The following is a 20,952-nucleotide window of genomic DNA, read 5'->3' on the forward strand; positions in this document are numbered from 1 at the left end:
CTCGCTGTTCAATCTAAATAGATAGACAGATAGTTTTACAGAAGTTTTTCAGGAAGCAGATCCTTCTTCTTCAGAAATTCAATAATCTCCCGAACAGCCTCTGACGGTGCCGCTTCCACCATTTTTTTATCCTCTTCCTTCCCCGCTTTTGCAGTTTGTGCGGGTCCCCCGCCCCTTAGGAATTTTAATCGGTCAGCCGCACTTTGACTTGAGTCGATAGCAGTCCGTTTCGTCCGCGGTTTCGGCGCTTCGACTGAGATTACCTTTGTTCTCGGCAGCCCGTCCCACTCCGGATTTACCACTTTGATCTGGACATGATTTTGACCGGCCCAGTTTCGGCGTTTGACGGAAACATATTTGACAGGAAAATATCCAGCCTGGACCGATAGCAATGCAGGCATGCTTACAGAAAGTATTTGACGCCAGCCACCCAGAAGGCGCTGTCTTACTTCTAAGGTTTTCATATCCCGTTTTTTGACGAAATCGACACGCGGTATACTTGGCATGCCGAGATAAGTTGCCAGTAACGCTGGCAGTGTTCCGGTACCGCCAGCATTACCGCATATAATCAAATCAAACGACTGCTTCCTTAGCCAATTAGCGAGAATAGTAGCCGTAACCGTAGAATCCTGCCCAACGAGTCCCGGAATTCTACTAATCTGAACGACCGATTGAACCCCAAAAGCTAACGCATACTCCAAAGCTGCTTCACTAGATTCGCTGCCAAAGCTAACGGCAATCAATTGATCATTTTTCCCACAGAGTGAACTTGCCAGCTGGATTGCCGCAACACTCGATGGTTCAATCATATATTTGACCGATGTTTGCTCATCAAAATACGTTTGTTTCACAGTCTCGAGTGTCGTACTTTGCAGCGATAAGAACGAATCGATGCATACAGCCACCTTCATATGTCATCCCCCACTTAATTGATCAAACTGACAGCTTTCGGCCTTTTGTCCGCAGCCTGTGATGTCCCTCCCGCTTCTAGTTCAGCTATTAATCCCCTTATGATGGTATCGGCATCACCGACAATTCCTAAATGGGCGATCTTAAATATATTTGCGTTCTTATCCGTATTAATGGCAATGATCACCTCAGAATCACGCATCCCATCGACATGTTGAGAAGCACCCGCTATCCCAGCGGCGATATACAAACGTGGTTTGACAATCTTCCCCGTTTGCCCCACCTGCCTAACATAAGGAACCCAGCCTAAATCTACCGCTACCCTGCTTGCCCCCACTGCCGCTTCAAGGAGAAATGCCAGTTCTTCCAAGGCTTTAAAGCCTTCCACTCCCTGAATGCCGCGGCCGCCGGCCACAATCCGTTCTGCTTCAACCAGATCTAGCTCACTTGGGTTTGGAGGTAATAACTCTACCGTTTGAACAATCTCTGTTTGCTTCTTGCTAACATCCTGGCGCAGGATTTGTGCCTTTGCCTGCGGTTTCGTTTTTCCAAGGCCGGCAACTCCAGGCTTCAGACATACGCACCATGGATGATCATCAGACATGCTGATTGTCATTTGTCCTTTGTTTTGCCATATGGATTGAATGACCTCAAGCTTGTTATCTGGAGTAAGTTTAAAACTGATGGCATCACGGGCAATTACTCCCTCCCAAGCACCGATCAGACGGCAAGCGCATTCAACCCATAGAGGGGTGGACGGACACAACAGCAGCCGGGGGGATTGACCATTCATGCTGTCTAGCAAAACCTGGCTATACCCCATAATTGAGCCTGGTTTGCCAAATTCCGCATGTTGTAAAACAAGAACTTTATCCGCCCCATTTGCAGCTAATTGATGGCAATCTTGATCCGAGATCATCTCAGACTTTCCAAACACAATCGCCAGTGTTTTCCATCCGGTCTTTTTGGCCAGCACCTGGGCATCTTGAAGCAATTCTAATGTGATTGTATCCCACTGCTTTCCCGTTCGTTCCGCAAGCACCCAAATCTGTGAATCTTCCGCGAATCCGATGCTACTTGTTTTTTCAGGCACAAATCCCACCCCTTTTCACTTAAATCTGTCTAGCGACCCTTGTACCTTCTAATAGCGCATTATTTAAACCGCGTGCAGCGACGGCATCGCCAACAAGGTGAAGATCAGCTACTTTTCCTTTCAGTTCTTTCCATAAGCCGTCATTTGCAACTCCTTTTGCAGCCACTACCACAGTATCGTATGGTCCCATTTCCCATTCACGATGTGATAGATAATGTTCAACTAACACGGTTTTGTCCTCATTGATTTCTTTGGCATTTGTTACAGGAGTAATCTGTACACCCAGTCCATCCAAGCGGGCATATAAATCAGGACGCATCGTTCCGTCAATTTCTTCACCTACAACCCAAAGGCGTGAAATCACTTCTACAACATGACCTCTTTCAGCTAGGAACTCCGCGACAGATAAACCTTCTTGATGGTGGTGTTCATCAATAAACAATACTCGTTCTCCGATTTGGGCGGTTTCGGCCAAGACTTCTCTGGCGGTAACAACAAATGGTAAATCCGTTCCCGGAATATCGAGTCTTCTAGCTGTTGAACCAGTGGCGACAACGACTGAATCGGCACCAAATGCTACTACATCCTCTACTGTAGCGGTTTTGCCCAATTGCACCTCAACACCTAACTTGCGGCACTGCCCTTCCAACCAGTCGACGGAACTGGCCCATGCTTCACGATTAGGGGCTTTAGCTGCCAAACGAATTTGTCCGCCCAGCTGGCCGCTTTGTTCCCAAATTGTTACATGATGTCCAATCTCTGCAGCCATACGTGCCGCTTCTAGTCCGCCTGGGCCTCCGCCAATGACTAATACTTTTTTCGCAACCTCTGCAGGCTTCCATTCCATCAATTCGCTTTCGCGGCTGATGAGAGGATTTTGGACACAAACCATTGGTTTACCGATATAAATTCTGCCGATACAGCCTTCATTGGCACCCATACAAATCCTGATGTCATCTATTTTGCCTTCCTGTGCCTTTTTAGGAAGGTCAGGGTCTGCGATAATGGCACGGTTCATTCCGACAAAATCCGCTTGCCCTTCTTCAAGAACTTGGTTTGCTTGCAGTGGGTGGACAATTCTTCCACAGGTTAGAACCGGTACATCACATCCATTTTCCTGCAGATAGGAGCGGATGGCCCCGGCAAAACCGGTAAAGATTCCAAGAGGATAGTTCATCGATGGAACCGTTAATGCTGTGTGATATTGTGTCGCACCCACGGACCCAATGACATTGAGCAAGTCAATTTTTCCACTCTTCACACTTCGAAGCGCAATTTCCTGCATGTCTTCATTTGTAAGACCGCCTTCAATCAGTTCATCACCTGTGATCCTTAACGCCACTAGGAAGTCATCCCCGACGGCGTCTCGAACGGCGTCGATCACTTGATTGCCAAATCTCATCCGGTTTTCCAAGCTGCCGCCATATTGATCGGTCCGGCGGTTTGAAATAGGCGACCAGAAGTTATCCATCATATGTCCGTGGGCTGCCGAGATTTCAACTCCATCAAATCCGCCTTTTTTCAATCTTAATGCTGCCTGAACATAGGCATCCACTAACCAATCAATATCGTCAGGCTGAACAATATGCGGCATATGATAATGATTTGGTTCCGGTATATCGGACGGGGCATAGGTTGGGAGCCATGTAACATCATTCCAGGTACGGCGCCCGCGGTGTGAAATCTGGGCCATCAGTACGGTACCATAAGGCTTGATTTTTTCTGACATTTTTTTGAAATAAGGAATTACACTATCATCCCAGTTGTGAATTCCGCCCCAGTCGGAGTTTGGAGAAGTAGGATGGACGGAAGATGATCCCATCGTCATCAGCAATCCTACACCACCCCGGGCTTTGGCTACATTGTAATCGATGAATTGATCAGAAGGATTACTTGTAGGGTTAAAAGCGGTAGCATGCGCAGTAACCGCAATCCTATTTTTGATTTCAATGTGACGAATTTGTTTTGGGCTAAACAGCAGATCCAGATTTTCCATTTTTTCCTCTTCCTCCCTGAATGTTTCACAATTTTTTTAATTTTATAAATTCCTTACTTGGTTTTAATTATAAAAATTCTCCCTGTTCTTTTCTTCGTATAAAATACAGAAAAAAAAGAGGCAATTTTTGCAAAAATACACAAATGCCTCTACGTTAAAAATTTTTCAGTTTTTAGGTCAAAATAAAGAATTAACTTTTGCATCGGATCCATTAAATCGATTTCCCCGATTTCCTCTATTCTCTTTAAGCGGTAATTAAGGGTATTGATATGAATATGCAGCGCACTTGCGGTTTCTTTAATATTGTCATGTTTTAAATAGATTTCTAGCGTTTTCAACAAATTAGAATTTCCTTGCTGGTCATATTCGCCGATTTTCTGCAGCGCCTGATTCTGATAGGCTTCATCGGCATTTTTTTCTAAAATGGCGGGAATAAACCGAAGAAATCCTAATTGAGGGTAATGGAAAATACCTTTTGTTTCCTCTGGAAGCTTTCGTTTAATCCCAATGACCGTTAAGGCTTCTTGGTAGCAGGTTTGGATTTTCCGATAATTGGAATAGACACACCCGCAGCCTCCGATAAGCCCCGCAATCCCTAGTTTTTCCGTCATTTGCGAAATCGCACTCGAAATAAAACTGCTGCAATTTTTATTAGGAGTACCTTTCCGGGCATCAGGATTAACTAAAAAAATAAGCCTTTGGCCCTCATTACTACTCATGATGACCTGCACCGATTTGAAAGTGTTCGCTAAATAAGCAATTTGCCTATACATGCTTTCACTTATTTCTTCTGGAGATTCAAATACAATGACACTAAATTCGGGAGGAAGAGAGACCTTTACCTGCAGCGCCCTCTCCTTGATTCTTTCCGGAGTATTGATCTCACCCGATAGAATCTGCTGGAAAAACTTATGGTATTCTTCGTGTTCATTTTTTCTTCTAGACCTATGCTGCAATAGTTTGATGCCCACTGCTTCTGCAGCCTCTTTCAGCAATTGGGTCTGCCACTCTTCATCCGCATGTCCGGACCCAATCACCCAAATATGGCCCAACAGGTCATTTCCATTCCTTACAGCAATCGCAATCCGGCTGCCAAAACCGGCCTCGTCGATGGGAGAAACACGAATGGGATTGTCACCGTTTTTCAGTTGTTGAATGACACCATCCCTCCATAACCCATTAATGATAATTTCCGGTACTTGGCGATTAATGATCGTCGCAATCCTGCCGGCGTCTGTGACCTTTTCATGCGAGCTATAGGCAAGAAGCCGGAAATTGACATCCTCCACCGTAACGGGACAACCAAGCAGATCACTAATCGTATCCACCAATTCTTCGAGACTATCAATGTGAACAAATGAATTACAATCTTTCCCCATCTACCTAACCCCTTTTAGTCGAATTCTATCATTACCCGCGAAGGAAATCTTCCAATCCCTATTTTATTTAAACCATGTTTAACTGTTCCCTACCAATGACGAATATCACATATCCGCACTTATTTTCCCACCAATTATGAATTATTCGAAAAATAAAAACCCTTGGCTAGGCCTAGGGTTTAAAATAGAATTGTTTATTTTTCCAGCCACTCAGTATGGAAAATACCTTCTTGATCAACACGTTGATACGTATGTGCACCAAAGTAATCACGCTGTGCTTGAAGGAGATTAGCCGGCAATGTCTCTGAACGATAGCTATCATAGTAGGCAATCGCGCTTGAAAAAGCAGGTACTGGAATGCCGGACGTAATGGCCACTGCCACTACTTCTCGTAACGAAGATTGATAGCTTTCGACAATCTCTTTAAAATAAGAATCTAATAATAGATTCGTAAGTCCTGGATTCCGGTCATATGCCTCTTTAATTTTTTGCAAGAATTGCGCCCGAATAATACAACCGCCGCGGAAAATCATGGCGATATCGCCATAACGGAGGTTCCAATCATATTCTTCTGACGCAGTCCGCATTTGCGCAAATCCTTGTGCATAAGAACAGATTTTACTCATATACAAGGCTTTTCTTACCGCATCGATGAAATCCTCTTTTTTGCCTTTAAAGGCAGTTGTTTTTGGCCCTTTTAACAATTTGCTTGCCTTCACCCGCTCTTCTTTCATAGCGGAAATAAACCGGGCAAATACCGATTCAGTGATAATCGGGAGCGGAACTCCCAAATCCAGGGCATTCTGGCTTGTCCACTTGCCAGTGCCTTTTTGTCCGGCCGAATCCAAAATGACATCGACAAGCGGTTTGCCTGTTTGTTCGTCCACTTTTGTGAAAATATTGGCCGTGATCTCAATTAAATAACTGTCTAATTCCCCTTTATTCCACTCTAAAAATACTTCGTGAAGCTCTTCCGCTTTTAAACCCAGCAGCTGTTTCATTATAAAATAGGCTTCCGATATTAACTGCATGTCACCATATTCAATACCATTATGTACCATTTTGACATAATGTCCGGCCCCATTTGGTCCGATATAGGTGCAGCAAGCATCTCCTTCTACCTTTGCAGAAATCGCCTCCAAAATGGGTTTCACCAATTCATAGGCTTCTTTCTGGCCGCCTGGCATGATGGAAGGACCGTTTAATGCTCCTTCTTCGCCTCCTGAAACTCCTGTACCAATAAAATGAAGGCCTGCTTCCGCTAATTCCTTATTTCGTCTAATCGTATCCTGGAAAAACGTATTGCCGCCATCAATAAGTATGTCCCCTTCTTCAAGATAAGGTTTTAAAGATTGAATCGTTGCGTCTGTGGCCGTACCCGCTTGAACCATTAACAAAATTTTTCGCGGTCTTTCTAATGAATGTATAAACTCTTCCACACTATATGTGCCGACAATCTTTTTACCTGCTGCTTCTTTGGTTAAAAAAATTTCTGTCTTATCCGAGGAACGGTTATAAACCGAGACGGAATATCCCCGGCTTTCAATGTTTAATGCAAGGTTTTTCCCCATTACAGCTAAACCAATTACACCAATCTGTTGTTTTGGCAAAATTCCTTCTTCCTTTCCATAGCATCATCTAGAATCATCTGACAGAAGATGGCTCCTGCGGTTGAATTAACTGCAGAAGATTAAGCACTGCATATGCAAAACCGTCTTCGTCATTGGTTTTTGTAACAATAGAGGCTTTCTCTTGAACATATCGCGGTGCATTTCCCATTGCCACGGATGTTGTTGCCACTTCGAATTGGGCGAGATCGTTCCCGCCGTCGCCAAAAGCAAAAATCTCTTCGAAAGATACATTCATGATCTGTTGATAGCGTAATAAGGCCTGCCCTTTTTGAGCTTCATTTGATGTAATTTCAACATTATTCGGAAAGGAAGAGGCCATTGCGATCTCAACTTGATTGTTTAAACTCTTTTTTACTTCCTCAATTTTTTCTAGTTGATCATTCTGAACCAAGGCAATTAATTTATAGATTTTGAGGTTTTCCAGGTTGAAAATTTCATCGTATTGATAGTCATGGAAAACAACTGCTAATTCTTCATTACTTTTCCGCTGCAGCGGAGGCAATGTGGAAGGGAAACCGCCATGATTCGTATAGACCAGCACATAGACTCCGATTCCATGTAAAATAGAGAATATCTGTTTATAGACGGTAACCGGTATGGAAGTCTCGAATAGCAGGTTTCCCTTTTTTGAGTATAAAACAGAGCCATTTAAACAAATAATTGGAATTTCCAAGTCTTGTATTCCGTTGATTTTTACAATATCTTTATACGCCCGACCTGTATTGAGGATTATTTCATATCCTTGTTGTTGTAATTCATTCAAGGCCAAAATATTCTCCTTCGATATCTCATGCTGAGAGTTTAAGAGTGTACCATCTAAATCAATCGAAACACATTTCATTGCTTTATCCCAATCCTTTCATCCCTGTGCCAATTTCCTTTACCTAAATTGGCAGCAGCTGAACCTGTTTATTTTTTTCCAAATTCTGAACCATCACATACCATGAGATTGGTTTGTTTGATAAAACGGTATAATATCGTTTTAAAAATTTCACAATAAGGCTTGTAGGCAGTTCTTTCAGATTGCCATCGGTCGGAAGAAAGCAAAGATCGAGGCCGGTTACAGGCTCGCCGTCATTATTCCAGGATGGATGAACATAAGGAAAATCAAGGCGTTTATAGCCGAGATGCGCCAATACCTCGCGGCGGACATAGGGATCCATCGGCTTAACACCGCCGAATCCATAATCGTCTACTTGGTATGGATCATAGACTTCGGCAAACATACCATATAACTCTTCCCCGTTTTCTGCCGCTAAAGCTTTCAAATCTGCTAACCTCTTATTGGCCAAGAACGGTCCAATCCCCAGCCCGGCTTGACCAATAATGGTAAAATCAGTCATCGCAATATTAAAGTCTTTATAATAACGATATTCCGTCGCTCCTACTACCTTATTATTTTCAACTGCCACAAAAACCCGAATATTAGGGTCTTCCAAAGGTTCTTTCCACAAATTAAATTCTAGTACTTCTTCCGGCGGGAACACTTCTCCCATCAATTGATGCAACTGTTTAAAATACGGATCTACTATATTTGTTATTCGATGGTATTCCACTTTTTCTTCACCCCTATTATTGATTTAATCAGCTTTTGCCAAATACAAATAAAAGATTATTTTTATTATTAAGTACAGATTGAGTTTTAACAAGTACACACTTTTTTGTTAGATAGTGAGAAAAAAAACACCTAATTTGTAAGATGGTGCCAAGATTTAAAGCAGGTTCAAAGGTCTTTTCGGCACGTTTTTACAGTGTCATTTTTAACACTATATGAAAAAAAAGTGCATACTTTGTTTTTGGAAAATTGCAAATTATAATGAACATTGTAGCAACCAAAATATTAAAGGAGGAACAAAAAATGGAATTACAATTAGCTCTAGACCTAGTAAATACTGAAGAAGCAATTAAATTGGTGGAAGAAGTTAAAGACTACATTGATATCGTAGAAATCGGCACACCAGTAGTTAAAATCGAAGGTCTTCAAGCAGTAAAAGCTGTTAAAGAAGCATTCCCACAATTAAAAGTACTAGCTGACACGAAAACAATGGATGCAGCAGGTTACGAAGTTTTAAAAGCAGCCGAACATGGTGCTGATATCGTTACGATTCTAGCAGTGGCAGAAGACGAGTCGATCAAAGGTGCAGTGGCAGAAGCGAAAAAACAAGGCAAAAAGATTCTTATTGATTTAATCGCTGTTAAAGATATTGCCAAACGGGCCGCAGAAGTTGACGCAATGGGTGTAGACTATATCTGTGTTCACACAGGTTACGACCTGCAAGCAAAGGGCCAAAACTCCTTTAAAGACCTTGAAACACTTAAGAGTGTCGTAAAAAATGCAAAAACTGCCATCGCAGGCGGCATTAAATTAGAAACACTTCCAGAAGTTCTTAAATCAAACCCTGACCTTGTCATTGTAGGCGGCGGTATTGCGAACCAAGCTGATAAAAAAGCTGTTGCGGCTAAAATGCAAGACATGATTAAGCAACATGCTTTAGTGTAAGAAGGGTATTTCAATTATGACAACTCTCAAATATGCTTCAGAAATTGTAAAAGAGGTAGATCGGACAATCGGCCAAATTGCCGAAGAGGATTCTGAAAGATTAGTAGACAGAATTCTTGAAGCCAGAAAAGTGTTTGTAGCCGGGGCTGGAAGATCTGGATTTATGGCCAAATCTTTTGTAATGCGCTTGATGCATATGGGGTTAGATGCTTATGTTGTTGGTGAAACAGTAACCCCCAGCCTGCAGGAAGACGATATTTTAATTATTGCTTCTGGATCGGGTGAAACGAAGAGCCTTGTCTCAATGGCAGAGAAGGCTAAATCAATCGATGCCACTGTTGCAGTTGTTACCATTTCTCCGGAATCAACGATTGGCAGATTAAGCGATGTAGCCATTAAAATCCCGGCCAAGCCAAAAGCTGGTGCGGATGGTGATTACAAAACCATTCAACCGATGGGCTCATTATTTGAGCAGACCCTCTTACTTTACTTCGATGCGACCATCTTAAGGATCATGAGCAAGAAGGGTTTAGAATCTGGCGTTATGTATGGCAGACATGCAAATTTAGAATAAAATTTAAAACAGCTTCACCATCCGGTGAAGCTGTTTTATTTCACTAAGTAAACAGCGGATTTAAAGTTAATTTCAACTACCTTGATTTGACAATGATTCAAGGTCGAGCGCGACCTTAATCCAAAATTGACAGCTCGTGGATGACAAGCTATCCCCGATGAGTTCCTCAATCCGTTCAATTCGATACCTTAAGGTATTCCGGTGAATATGCATGGCTTTAGCGGCACTTTCCCGGTTGTACTCAAGCGAAGCGAGACATTTTAGCGTCTCATAGAATATGAAACCACGTTCGGTAAGCAGTTCCTTCGGCAGGATTAAGTTCCGTAATTGCTCAGCCCTATCCGAACTCATTGCTCCATAAATAAGCAGCTCACGCCTAAATCGGCCGGCAAAATAAGGCCCCTCTGATTGACTTTTGTATAAAACGATGGGGACTAAAGCTTTGGCCTCACGGTAGCTTTCAGCAAGAGATGAAACGCGCTGCTTTGTTTCCCCCAATATAAGCACCGGGGCTGCTTTTTGGCTGCTTTTGTTTATGTTAAGTTGTAAGCGCTTTAGTTCCTTTTCGATTAAATTCTGATCTCCGCTAAAAGATAGGATTAAGACAAGCTGATTCTCATATATCTCGCATAATCCATCAACTTCAGCTGTATGCTCGATCCATTGTTCACATTCAGCCAGCAGCTTGTCCATATCTTCCCGCTCCCGAGGTCCAAGCTTATTTTCATCAAAGAGAATCAGGCCCGCAAGCCAATTTGTTCTCCGTGAAAAACCCAGCTCTTGTACTTTTTCTTCCATAATAGCGGGGGCTTCTTGCGGATTTTCGATTAGAAACTCCAGTAATTCCAAACGTAACTGTCTATTTTTCAGCTCCGTTTCCTTGTTATGTAGTACCTGATCGATAAGGAGAGCTGCCGCAAATTCAAGGATAGGAACCTGTTCCTCCGTCAAGTCATTACCTGGGGGTAAAAGCCAAAGAGTTCCCCAAAAATCCCCTTCTATTTGAAGTGGAACAACAAAAGCATTAGTTTGTTCGCTGATTACCTGTACTTCAGTTTCTATCGGTCTATCGTCAAGCAGACGATCAGATAGACTTTTTTGGAATATTGGGATAAGGGAACCTAATACTTCTGGCAGGTTCATGCTGGTTTCTTTTGGAACTGATTGTTCTAGTACTTTGTTCGCAGAATCTGTAATGACGGCTGGGCAGTTCAAATGTTCACTCAAAAGCTCGCAAACTTTTATCCTGCTATTTGCCTCTCCCAATTCTTTGGCAAGTTTACTAGGCAGTTGGGCGGCTAATTCTCTTTTTTTAATTTTGCGGTTCATAATTTCAATATGAATCGCATGGGTTATTTTCACAAATGGTACATGATAGGGTGCTTCTAAAACAGGAATCGCATATTTTTCTCCAAATTCCAAGGCGGCCGGAGGACATTCTGTTAAGTAACGTCCGGTCGCAAATAGAATGCCTGAAATTTGATAACTCAAATATCCTTCAAGAAGTTTACTCTCCAATTCCTTATCTTTCGGCCAGCTTTGTCCGCTAGTTAAAAGCAGTTCCCCTCCCTCCAGGAAATGCTGCACATCATCATATTCAAAAGCGTGAGCCCAGCGTACTCTTCGATACAGTCCTTTTTGCCCTGAACGGACGGTTATACTGCTCAACTGCGACAGCTGCAATGCCTCTTTAACTGTTATCACGCAGTTTTCCCCCTTTGTGCCAAATGTATAGAAAATTCCAAATTTTATTATGATATTTTAGCATTATAGTACAATTGTGCAAAATATTAAATAATGCTAATCTTATTAAGCTACTATTTTATGATAAAATAGTGTAGAGCTTCTAGCTTTATACTTATAATTTTCCAAATCTTTTGATAATGCTTACATACCTATTCTATCACTTTAATAAGTTTTCTGCACTCTCAGACCCCCTGCTATGAAAGCGCTATATCTATGAAATTAAAAAAGGAGGATTGCTATGATTACAATGAGAGAAGTCTTACAATTTCCTGAACTCCAGAAAGCGGTGGTCCATGCCGGAAAAGGCGGTTTAGGCCGTAAGGTCCGCTGGGTTCACGTCATGGATACTGAGGACGTGGGCCTCTTTTTAGAGGGTGGAGAATTTCTGTTGACGTGTGGACAAATATGGCCGCAAAATAAACAAGCGGAAGAAAGACTTCTCAACTCCTTTCTTCGCAACCAAATTTCGGGTATTCTCTTTGCCACAGGACGATACTTAACTGGATGCCCAGCCGCTGCATTAGAATTTGGTGAAAAAAACTCCATTCCTGTAATCGAAGTTCCATATAATGTCCCGTTCGTGAAAATTACCGAACAAATTCATCTGGAAATCATAGACCGACACTATAAAAAAATAGAGCGATCCGCACGGGTTCCAATTGAACTTAGGGATAAATTACAATCTTCCCCCAGTTACTCGTCCATTTGTGAAATTCTTGCCGGTTATCTTAATTGCCCAGTTGCGATAACGGATACTGCCAATCAAATTTATGTAAAGGCATCTCCAAACGGAGGAGAGCGTGTTAATTTTCAAAAGTGCATCAATACTTTTATTCAAAACAGGCAGTCCCAACAGCTGATGAATAATGCAAAAACCGTTAATTTATCTGATAATCCCCCATCCTATATTATGAACGTTCCGATAAAGATAGAGGGAATAAAAAGGGGTGCTCTTTGGCTGATCAGTCCGGGGCAAAAAGTAAATGAAGAGTTTGCTTATAGCCTCGATTTTGCCGTAGACCTCCTGGTTGATATCGTTTTAAATAAGCAAGATCTCGAAGCAAGAGGCAGACAGTTACGTCTTGAATTACTGGAACTTCTGCTTGAAAATCCTGAAACAGCCTCTATCATCATTGAAGAAAAGATTCAGGAGCTTAGAATCGAACAACAAAAGCATTGGCTGGCAGGACTGATTCTTGTCGGGGAAAACAATCTTACCTCTCCCCTATCAATCGGGATGGAGTCAATTCGTGATGAATGTAAAAAGTGGATTGATGAAACCGAAGGGCTAAACGGCTTTTGCGAGATCTATAAAGAGCAGTTAGTGCTTTTTCTAGCATCTAATCTGGATAAAGCTTCTATTAAACAAGCAGTCCATCATTTACAAAATAATGTAAGAAATACAACAGCTCACACAGCTCCAGTCGTGGTATTAGGAGAGATCAAACAGCATGTTTTGTCTTTTAAAGAAAGTTACCAGGAAGCTAAAGCTTTGGCGCCTTTAGTCATTCATCAAAGCCATTCGGGGGGAGCCTACTTTTCGGAGCAATTGAAACGTGAAATGTTTCTTTACGGGGGGCTAACCCCCAAGAAAGCAATGGAATTTAGAAATATCATCTTACCAAAGGAATTACTGACTGAACATGGAACAACCCTATACGAAACATTAAAATGTCTTGCATTAAATAACTATAATCGCGATAAGGTAACAAAAGATCTTCATATCCATCTTAATACTTTACGCTATCGTATTAAAAGAATTGAACAACTTTTTGAAGAAAGCTTAACGTCGCCACGGTGTCAATTTTGGATTCAGGTAGCGCTTGATCTTGAATCATTGGCTACTGAATACAAGGAATCGGATCTGAAGAACGAATCAGAAGGCGATATCGCGATAATTTGAAAAAAGGTCTAATGGCGACTCCCATTAGACCTTTTTCACGCTAATCCAGCTTAGTTATTTCAGGCTTAAGAATGTTGGCATTAATTGAATTTTTCTTGGATATGTTCGTTTTAATAGCATATAAGATGACTACTACAATGGCACTAAGGATGCTTAAGGTAAACTGAGACTGGGTACTAGCGTTAAAAGCCATTGTCGTGATGACCGCGATGATTGATAAACTGGCCAAAATTGTCAGATACGGGTATGCCCACATCCGTAATTTAAGACGTTCAGGCGCTTCACGCTCGATCTTTTTGCGAAGTATTAGCTGCGAAATAGCGATTAATAAGTAGACGAACAGCGCAATAGCTCCGGAAGAGTTCAATAAGAATTGAAACACTGTATCTGGTGATACGAAAGCCATAATGACGGAAATGAATCCAAATATCGTACATGTCAGGATAGCTTTTAACGGGACTCCTCTTTTTGTCACTTGTGTAATCCATTTAGGAGCGTCTCCTTTATCACCTAGAGCAAATAACATCCTCGAAGCAGTGTATATGCCGGAGTTCAAACATGAAAGGACGGCTGTTACAACAACCAGGTTCATAATCGTATCAGCGTATGGCATCCCCATTACTTTAAGTGCACTAACATACGGATTTGCAAGCGCTTTTCCATCATTCCAAGGAATAACACTGACGATAATAAAGACGGACCCTACATAGAATGTCATGATCCGGACAATAACAGAGTTTACCGCTTTTACGACTGCTTTTTCAGATTCAACTGACTCAGCTGCGGCAATTGTTACGATTTCGGAACCAACGAAGGAAAAAATAATGGTAGCAACAGCGATAAAGACGATTCCAGGTCCTTTAGGAATAAATCCGCCATGTGCCGTCAAATTAGATAAGTGCATTTCTGTGCCAGGCAATAAACCAAAGATGTAGGCACCACCGAGGGTAAGGAATAACGTGATGGCAACAATTTTTATCAATGAGAACCAATACTCAAATTCACCATAGGCTTTAACTGAAAAGATATTCGTGACCGTTAAGGCTACAAGCAAAATGAGATTTAATGCCCATAAAGACATATTAGGAAACAACCAATCTCTTAATATTTGAGCACCGGCAATGGCTTCTACTGCAATAACAATAACCCAGAAATACCAATACAGCCAGCCCACGGTGAACCCCGCCCAATTTCCCAGCGCCTCACGTGCATAATCAGAAAATGATCCTAATGATGGCTTAGCAACTACCATTTCTCCGAGCATTCTCATAATAAGAATAACTAGGATTCCTGCCAATAATGCTGTAATGACAGCAGCCGGTCCTGTCATCTGAATAATAGCACCGCTCCCGACAAATAAACCCGCACCGATTGAACCGCCAAAAGCAATCATTGTTAAATGCCTAATCTTTAGGCCTTTTTGCAGTTGTCCTTCCTGACTCATAAAATCTCCCCTTATTAAAGATTATTTTTTGTTCAGATGTAAAACAAACAAATGGAGACTATTTAAAAGTGACCAAATCTAAGGAGAATTCTTTTTTCAAAAAGGAAACGATTGTTTTTGTTGCATCTTCTACGATTAGTTTCCCTTTCTCTGCAGAGCTGGATCGTGCTGAATGCAAGCATCCTGTAGCTGGGATAAGAGATTTAGATGGAGGAAAGCTTTGATAGGTTGGAGGACTAACCATTCCATCATCCGTAATCAAATCTTCATTAACAAGTTCTGGTGAAAGATGCATCATTAAGGATGTTTCTGAAATTGCCGCATGTTCTAGGGCCCAGCCCGGGAATTTTACTTCATCAAATACTCTTGACACTGTTTCAGCAGATAGATTATCCCACCAATTGCAAATTAAAACCTTAGGAAACTCTTCTGTTTGATTTCGAAGCAAGAGATCACAAGCTTCCGAAAGGAATGCCTCATTCTCATAATGGGCACTGAAAATGAGAATTTGCTTCCAGCCATCAGCCACGAACTCTTTCAATAAATCGTATACTAATGAGGTTAAAGTAGAGCCGTTTAGATCAATCGTTCCTGGGAACATCGGCCCGCCGCCTGAGGCCGGCAGTGATTTATACCCATAGGATACTGTTGGGGCTACTACCGCATTCACTTCCTCGGCGATAGCCAAACTAAATTGTGTTGCGATAATCGTGTCAACACCAAGCGGCAAATGGGGTCCGTGTTGTTCTGTAGAGCCGACAGGTAATATTAAGATCCCATTCTCTACTTTGTCACGATATTCTTTCCAGGTCATATTACTAATAAGACGATTCATTCCTCTACTCCTTTCAATTGTAATGACCTTCTGCATCATGAGATGAAACTGCTTTCATTAATCTAAAATCCTGTTGTTACCTCCCATCTTCTATCATGAATTCTCTAAGCTGCTATTGGCTTTGTTTTTTAAATCTTAACACCCTATGAAAGCGATTACTATTGACCGAAAGTGCTGAATTTTTGGAAAATTACACATAATTTTATATCTATTTTAGACAAATACCACAAAATAACAAGCAAAAGATGAGATTTCTACAAACTAGCTTTCGATGTATTGGAACTATCTTGTACTGCGTGCACAAAATTCCCCCTGTTTTTAAATCAAATATTAAGCATGAACATCCAATTGTTTACACGGTATATCGGTTGTAAGATGAAATTATATCAGATAGTTTTCAAAATATTTAAAAATTGGTGGTGGTTGCTATAAGTACATAAGAATAGAAGATTTTTAGCTTCCAGGTTAGCAAAGTTTAAAAATAATTTTATTATCAGGAAGGTAGGAGAAGAAACATGCAACAAATCACAGATCTTGAAAGAACGAAAATTCTGCACAATGGCGAAAAGTTTAAAGGCACTTTCTCAAGAGCGGAAATGGAGCGCCGTAATACAAACCTTCGTAATTATATGGCTACAAAGGATATTGATGCTGTATTATTCACTTCATACCATAACATTAACTATTACAGTGATTTCTTATTTACTTCTTTCAACCGGAATTATGGACTAGTTGTTACCCAAAACAAACACGTAACAGTCAGCGCCAACATCGACGGCGGAATGCCTTGGAGAAGAAGCTTCGATGAAAATATCGTTTACACTGACTGGAGAAGAGACAACTACTTCTATGCCATCCTAAAAGTTTTGGAAGAATCCGGAGTTAAAAAAGGCCGTTTAGGCATTGAAGAAGACCATGTATCCGTTGATCTTCGCAAAAAATTTGAAGATGCATTTCCAAACTTTGAATTAGTTGATGTTTCTCAAGACATTCAAAGATCACGCTGGATCAAATCTGCTGAAGAAATCCAACACATTAAAAATGGTGCAAGGATCGCTGACATCGGCGGTTATGCAGTTGTTGAAGCAATCCGTGAAGGTGTGCCTGAATATGAAGTAGCTCTTGCCGGAACACAAGCAATGACGCGCGAAATTGCAAAATTATATCCGCAGTCTGAATTAAGAGACACTTGGGTATGGTTCCAGTCTGGTATTAATACTGATGGTGCTCATAGCTGGGCTACATCTAGACAAGTACAAAAAGGTGATATCCTAAGCCTTAACACATTCCCGATGATTGCCGGTTACTATACTGCTTTAGAGCGTACAATGTTCTTGGAAGAAGTTTCTGATGCCCATCTTAAATATTGGGAAATCAACGTTGCCGTACACAAGCGCGGTATTGAATTAATCAAGTCTGGTGCAGTATGTAAAGATATTTGTGCAGAGTTAAATGAAATGTTCCGCCAGCATGACCTAGTTAAAAACCGTACATTCGGATATGGCCACTCATTCGGAGTTCTATCACACTACTATGGCCGTGAAGGCGGGCTAGAATTCCGTGAAGATATCGAAACAGTTCTTCAACCAGGAATGGTCGTTTCTATGGAGCCATGCTTCAATATTCCTGAAGGAAAGCCAGGTGCCGGCGGCTACCGTGAGCATGATATCTTGGTTATTAACGAAGATGGTACTGCTGAAGATATCACTGGCTTCCCATTTGGTCCTGAATATAACATTATTAAGAAGTAATTCAGACGCTTAATAAAACAAAAGTTTGCTAGAACTGGGGGTTATTCGCCCCCAGTTTTATTCGCTTATAAAGCAGGAAACTTTTTTGAAGCAGACACATAGATTCTATTGTTCAGCAAAAGAGGCTGCTATTAATCTATGCAGAAAGGAGCATTAGAAATAAATGAAGAAAAACCAGCAAATTTGGAAGTATGCCTTGACATCCACATTGGTATCTTTATGTGTAATTGGCTTCGGCAGGATGTCTTATGGGATTCTAATGCCCTTTATGAAAGATAGTTTATCACTTACTTACCAGCAGGCCGGATTATTGGGTACAGTTACTGCTGTCGGCTATTTGAGCCTAGTTCTCTTTGTTGGCATATTTGCGGCGAAATGGGGATCGAGGAAGTTAATCATCATCGGAACCCTGCTTGTCACCTGTGGTTTAGTCTATTTAACCTGGACGCAAACTTTTCTTAGCTGTTTAGTTGGAATGGTACTTTTAGGGATCGGGGCTGCTTTTACCTATACCCCGCTGGTAAATATCGTGGTGGGATGGTACCCGCAGCAAAGAGGAATGATGATTGGCTTTATCATTAGCGGTTTAGGATTAGGGTCACTAATTTCAAGCATACTAATTCCAGTCTTTACTGATTGGTTTTCCACCAATGGCTGGCGATATCTCTGGCTTTTATTCAGTTTCGTCACTCTTCTTTCTTCCTTTGTTTCCTATAAAATCCTTCGAGACCCTCCAACAGTGTTACATAAAACTGTTCAAAAGGGACATTCTTTTGTTCATGATGTGTACCTAAATAAAAAAGTTGTCCTGGTTGCAGTCATTTATGGGTTGATTGGATTTGCTTATTTAATTCCACAAAGTTTCCTTTTTAGCTTTTTATTGGACTCACATATTAATCAATATTCTGCCGGCCATATCATGTCTTTGGGCAGCATTATGTCCATCTTTAGCGGCCCGTTATGGGGAACGATTTCGGACAAAATTGGCAGGAAGACGTCCATGCTGATTACCCTTTTTCTCGGCGCCATCTCGATGATCATCCCGATCATATTTCCGGTATACCTTGGGTTTGTCATCTGTCAATTCCTGTGGGGGATTACGTACGTCGGAATGCTTTCGCTTATTCAAGCTCTTTCAACAGAGCAGGTTCATCAATCTTACGCACCTGTTGCATTAGGTTATGCCACTGTTTATTTTGCTGTCGGACAATTTATTGGCCCAGGCCTTGGCGGCTGGTTTATCGACTATCTTGGCGGAATCCCTTCTGCGTTATATCTTTGCAGCGGGCTACTTCTCGCAGCCTTTGGATTATCCACACAATTAAATAAAAAAGTAAAAGGAAAGCTGGTACTCGAAAAGCATCATGAATTAATGGAAGGCCATGAATGAATTCCAATGTAAGAAGGGTAACCCAATGCTGAGTTACCCTTTTATTAATTAGGCATGTAGTTCCTTCCCCTCAACTGCCAGTGCCGCTTCGCCAATCGCTTCGGCTAAGGTCGGATGAGGATGGATGGTATGAGCAATCTCCATCGATGTTGCATTTAGAACCTGAGCTAACCCCAGTTCCGTAATCATATCGGTTACATGCGGTCCAATCATATGAGCCCCTAGCAGCTTATTAGATTCTTGATCAACAACCAGTTTGACAAAGCCATCCGCTTCCCCAAATACGAGCGCTTTACCGATTGCCCGGAATGGGAACTTACCTGTTTTCACCTGATAGCCTTTCGAGATTGCCTCATCTTCTGTCAGCCCGACACTTGCTACCTCCGGGCTTGAATAAATACATTTGGAAACAAGCGTATAATCGAGTGGTGCCGGTTTTTCACCCGCCATATGTTCAACGGCAATAATGCCTTCATGGGAGGCTACGTGGGCAAGCTGCAGGCCGCCAATTACATCACCAATGGCATAAATATTCGATTCACTTGTTTGATAGAATTCATTTGTCCTAATTACACCACGGTCAACTTCAACAATCGTATTCTCAAGACCAACCCCTTCCAAGTTGGCCAGTCTTCCGACAGATACGAGCAGTTTATCAGCGGAGTATGGAACTTCCTTCCCTTTTTGTTCCGCCTTAATCGATACACCTTCGCCTTTTTCTAATGTTTCTGGCAGCACCTTTGCACTAGTGACAATTTTTACGCCTTTTTTCTTCATAAGGCGCTGTGCTTCCTTCGAAATTTCCTTATCCTCTGTCGGCAAAATGCGATCTGCATATTCAATAACTGTTACTTCTAATCCAAAGTCAACTAACATAGACGCCCATTCGATTCCAATGACGCCGCCGCCAACAATTAGAATCGAACTAGGCAGTTCTTCCATTTGCAGTGCTTCGTCGGATGTCATGACATACTTCCCGTCCGCTTCCAAACCAGGCAGTGTTCTTGGGCGGGAACCTGTTGCGATTAAAATATTTTGACAGTTTAAGAGGATTTCCTCCTCCTCATTATTCAGTTGCACTGAAACATTTCCTGCCCCTATAATCCTGCCTTTGCCTTCATAAACATCGATTTTACCTTTTTTCAGCAAATGCTGGACTCCCTTAAACAAGCGGTCCGTGATTTCTTCCTTCCGGGCCTGGACTTTTCGAAAATCAAGGCTGACTTCAGGCGCAATCACTCCGAATTTTTCTCCATTTTTTGCATTTGCAAATACTTCGGCACTTCTCAGCAGTGCCTTGCTAGGAATGCATCCTGCATGCAGGCAGGTTCCGCCGAGCTTTCCTTTTTCCACTACTGCCGTTTTTAATCCTAATTGGGATGCCCGAATGGCTGAAACATACCCGCCTGTTCCCCCGCCGATAATGACAACATCATATTCCTTTGACATTCTATATATCTCCTTTTATATCTATTTAAATCTCAGGTGGCACATGCACTTGAGCTAAAGCTTTCGCCAACCTGAAAACCCTGTTCCTCTGTATAATCAATTTGTGTTACTTCATCTAAATAACGTTTTGTAAAATGGTCAATTCGAATTTGAATTCCTTCATATTCAATCACCGTATCATTCCGCCGGATCTCATCAAAAATAAGATTAAATTTAACTGAAATTCCGCATCCGCCGGCAATATCAGCATCAATCCTTGGAAACTGATCTTCTTTTGTGTCTATTGTTTTCAGCTTGTTTACTGCTGCTTCTGTTAAGCTGATTACCATTTCTCTCTCCCCCTTTATAGTCC

Annotated in this window: 17 protein-coding genes; 5 read left to right on the top strand and 12 right to left on the bottom strand. The window is 41.8% G+C overall.

Annotated features, from left to right (window positions below; translation table 11 throughout):
• Nucleotides 1-35: 35 nt before the first annotated feature.
• From ACNQGS_RS25245 to ACNQGS_RS25275, 7 genes are all read right to left on the bottom strand, one after another.
• Nucleotides 36-911, bottom strand: coding sequence for an electron transfer flavoprotein subunit beta/FixA family protein (locus ACNQGS_RS25245; RefSeq protein ID WP_491489729.1), 876 nt, complete (start codon nt 909-911; stop codon nt 36-38).
• Between the two features lie 14 nt (nt 912-925).
• The gene (locus tag ACNQGS_RS25250) at nt 926-2,002 is read right to left on the bottom strand and encodes an electron transfer flavoprotein subunit alpha/FixB family protein (protein WP_491489730.1); all 1,077 of its coding nucleotides are present in this window, start codon (nt 2,000-2,002) and stop codon (nt 926-928) included.
• A gap of 19 nt (nt 2,003-2,021) precedes the next feature.
• A complete protein-coding gene (locus ACNQGS_RS25255) occupies nt 2,022-3,998 on the bottom strand; it encodes an oxidoreductase (RefSeq protein WP_491489731.1) in 1,977 nt (658 codons plus the stop codon).
• Between the two features lie 149 nt (nt 3,999-4,147).
• A complete protein-coding gene (locus ACNQGS_RS25260) occupies nt 4,148-5,377 on the bottom strand; it encodes a PucR family transcriptional regulator (protein ID WP_491489732.1) in 1,230 nt (409 codons plus the stop codon).
• Nucleotides 5,378-5,571: 194 nt separating this feature from the next.
• Nucleotides 5,572-6,987 (bottom strand): NADP-dependent phosphogluconate dehydrogenase, encoded by a 1,416-nt coding sequence (gnd, locus tag ACNQGS_RS25265; protein ID WP_491489733.1) that lies wholly within the window; start codon nt 6,985-6,987, stop codon nt 5,572-5,574.
• A gap of 34 nt (nt 6,988-7,021) precedes the next feature.
• A complete protein-coding gene (locus ACNQGS_RS25270) occupies nt 7,022-7,849 on the bottom strand; it encodes an HAD family hydrolase (RefSeq protein ID WP_491489734.1) in 828 nt (275 codons plus the stop codon).
• A gap of 43 nt (nt 7,850-7,892) precedes the next feature.
• Entirely contained in the window at nt 7,893-8,564 is a 672-nt protein-coding gene (locus ACNQGS_RS25275) for a GNAT family N-acetyltransferase (protein ID WP_491489735.1), read from the bottom strand.
• Between the two features lie 302 nt (nt 8,565-8,866).
• Here ACNQGS_RS25275 and hxlA point away from each other — a divergent pair, with 302 nt between their 5' ends.
• On the top strand, nt 8,867-9,508 hold the full coding sequence (gene hxlA / locus ACNQGS_RS25280) for a 3-hexulose-6-phosphate synthase (RefSeq protein ID WP_378588400.1): 642 nt from the start codon (nt 8,867-8,869) through the stop codon (nt 9,506-9,508).
• Nucleotides 9,509-9,524: 16 nt separating this feature from the next.
• Nucleotides 9,525-10,082 (top strand): 6-phospho-3-hexuloisomerase, encoded by a 558-nt coding sequence (gene hxlB, locus ACNQGS_RS25285; RefSeq protein ID WP_378588397.1) that lies wholly within the window; start codon nt 9,525-9,527, stop codon nt 10,080-10,082.
• Nucleotides 10,083-10,154: 72 nt separating this feature from the next.
• Here the strand turns inward: hxlB and ACNQGS_RS25290 are convergent, their stop codons facing one another.
• Complete coding sequence (locus tag ACNQGS_RS25290; RefSeq protein WP_491489736.1) at nt 10,155-11,786, bottom strand: PucR family transcriptional regulator ligand-binding domain-containing protein; 1,632 nt, start codon at nt 11,784-11,786, stop codon at nt 10,155-10,157.
• Nucleotides 11,787-12,066: 280 nt separating this feature from the next.
• On the opposite strand from ACNQGS_RS25290, the gene ACNQGS_RS25295 reads away from it, so the two are divergent.
• On the top strand, nt 12,067-13,731 hold the full coding sequence (locus tag ACNQGS_RS25295) for a PucR family transcriptional regulator (RefSeq protein ID WP_491489737.1): 1,665 nt from the start codon (nt 12,067-12,069) through the stop codon (nt 13,729-13,731).
• A gap of 40 nt (nt 13,732-13,771) precedes the next feature.
• Here the strand turns inward: ACNQGS_RS25295 and ACNQGS_RS25300 are convergent, their stop codons facing one another.
• Entirely contained in the window at nt 13,772-15,175 is a 1,404-nt protein-coding gene (locus tag ACNQGS_RS25300; protein ID WP_491489739.1) for an amino acid permease, read from the bottom strand.
• A 58-nt stretch (nt 15,176-15,233) separates the two neighbouring features.
• Nucleotides 15,234-16,010, bottom strand: a complete 777-nt coding sequence (locus ACNQGS_RS25305) for a creatininase (protein ID WP_491489740.1) — start codon at nt 16,008-16,010, stop codon at nt 15,234-15,236.
• Nucleotides 16,011-16,525: 515 nt separating this feature from the next.
• Here ACNQGS_RS25305 and ACNQGS_RS25310 point away from each other — a divergent pair.
• Together ACNQGS_RS25310 and ACNQGS_RS25315 are read left to right on the top strand one after the other, a co-directional pair.
• Complete coding sequence (locus tag ACNQGS_RS25310) at nt 16,526-17,761, top strand: M24 family metallopeptidase (RefSeq protein WP_491489741.1); 1,236 nt, start codon at nt 16,526-16,528, stop codon at nt 17,759-17,761.
• 163 nt (nt 17,762-17,924) lie between these two features.
• Nucleotides 17,925-19,151 (top strand): YbfB/YjiJ family MFS transporter, encoded by a 1,227-nt coding sequence (locus ACNQGS_RS25315; protein ID WP_491489742.1) that lies wholly within the window; start codon nt 17,925-17,927, stop codon nt 19,149-19,151.
• Between the two features lie 48 nt (nt 19,152-19,199).
• Here the strand turns inward: ACNQGS_RS25315 and lpdA are convergent, their stop codons facing one another.
• Nucleotides 19,200-20,600, bottom strand: coding sequence for a dihydrolipoyl dehydrogenase (gene lpdA, locus ACNQGS_RS25320; protein ID WP_491489743.1), 1,401 nt, complete (start codon nt 20,598-20,600; stop codon nt 19,200-19,202).
• A 32-nt stretch (nt 20,601-20,632) separates the two neighbouring features.
• On the bottom strand, nt 20,633-20,952 hold a 320-nt coding region (locus ACNQGS_RS25325), incomplete at its 5' end, for a HesB/IscA family protein (RefSeq protein ID WP_491489744.1).

The organism is Neobacillus sp. PVCKKU3 (assembly GCF_058323225.1).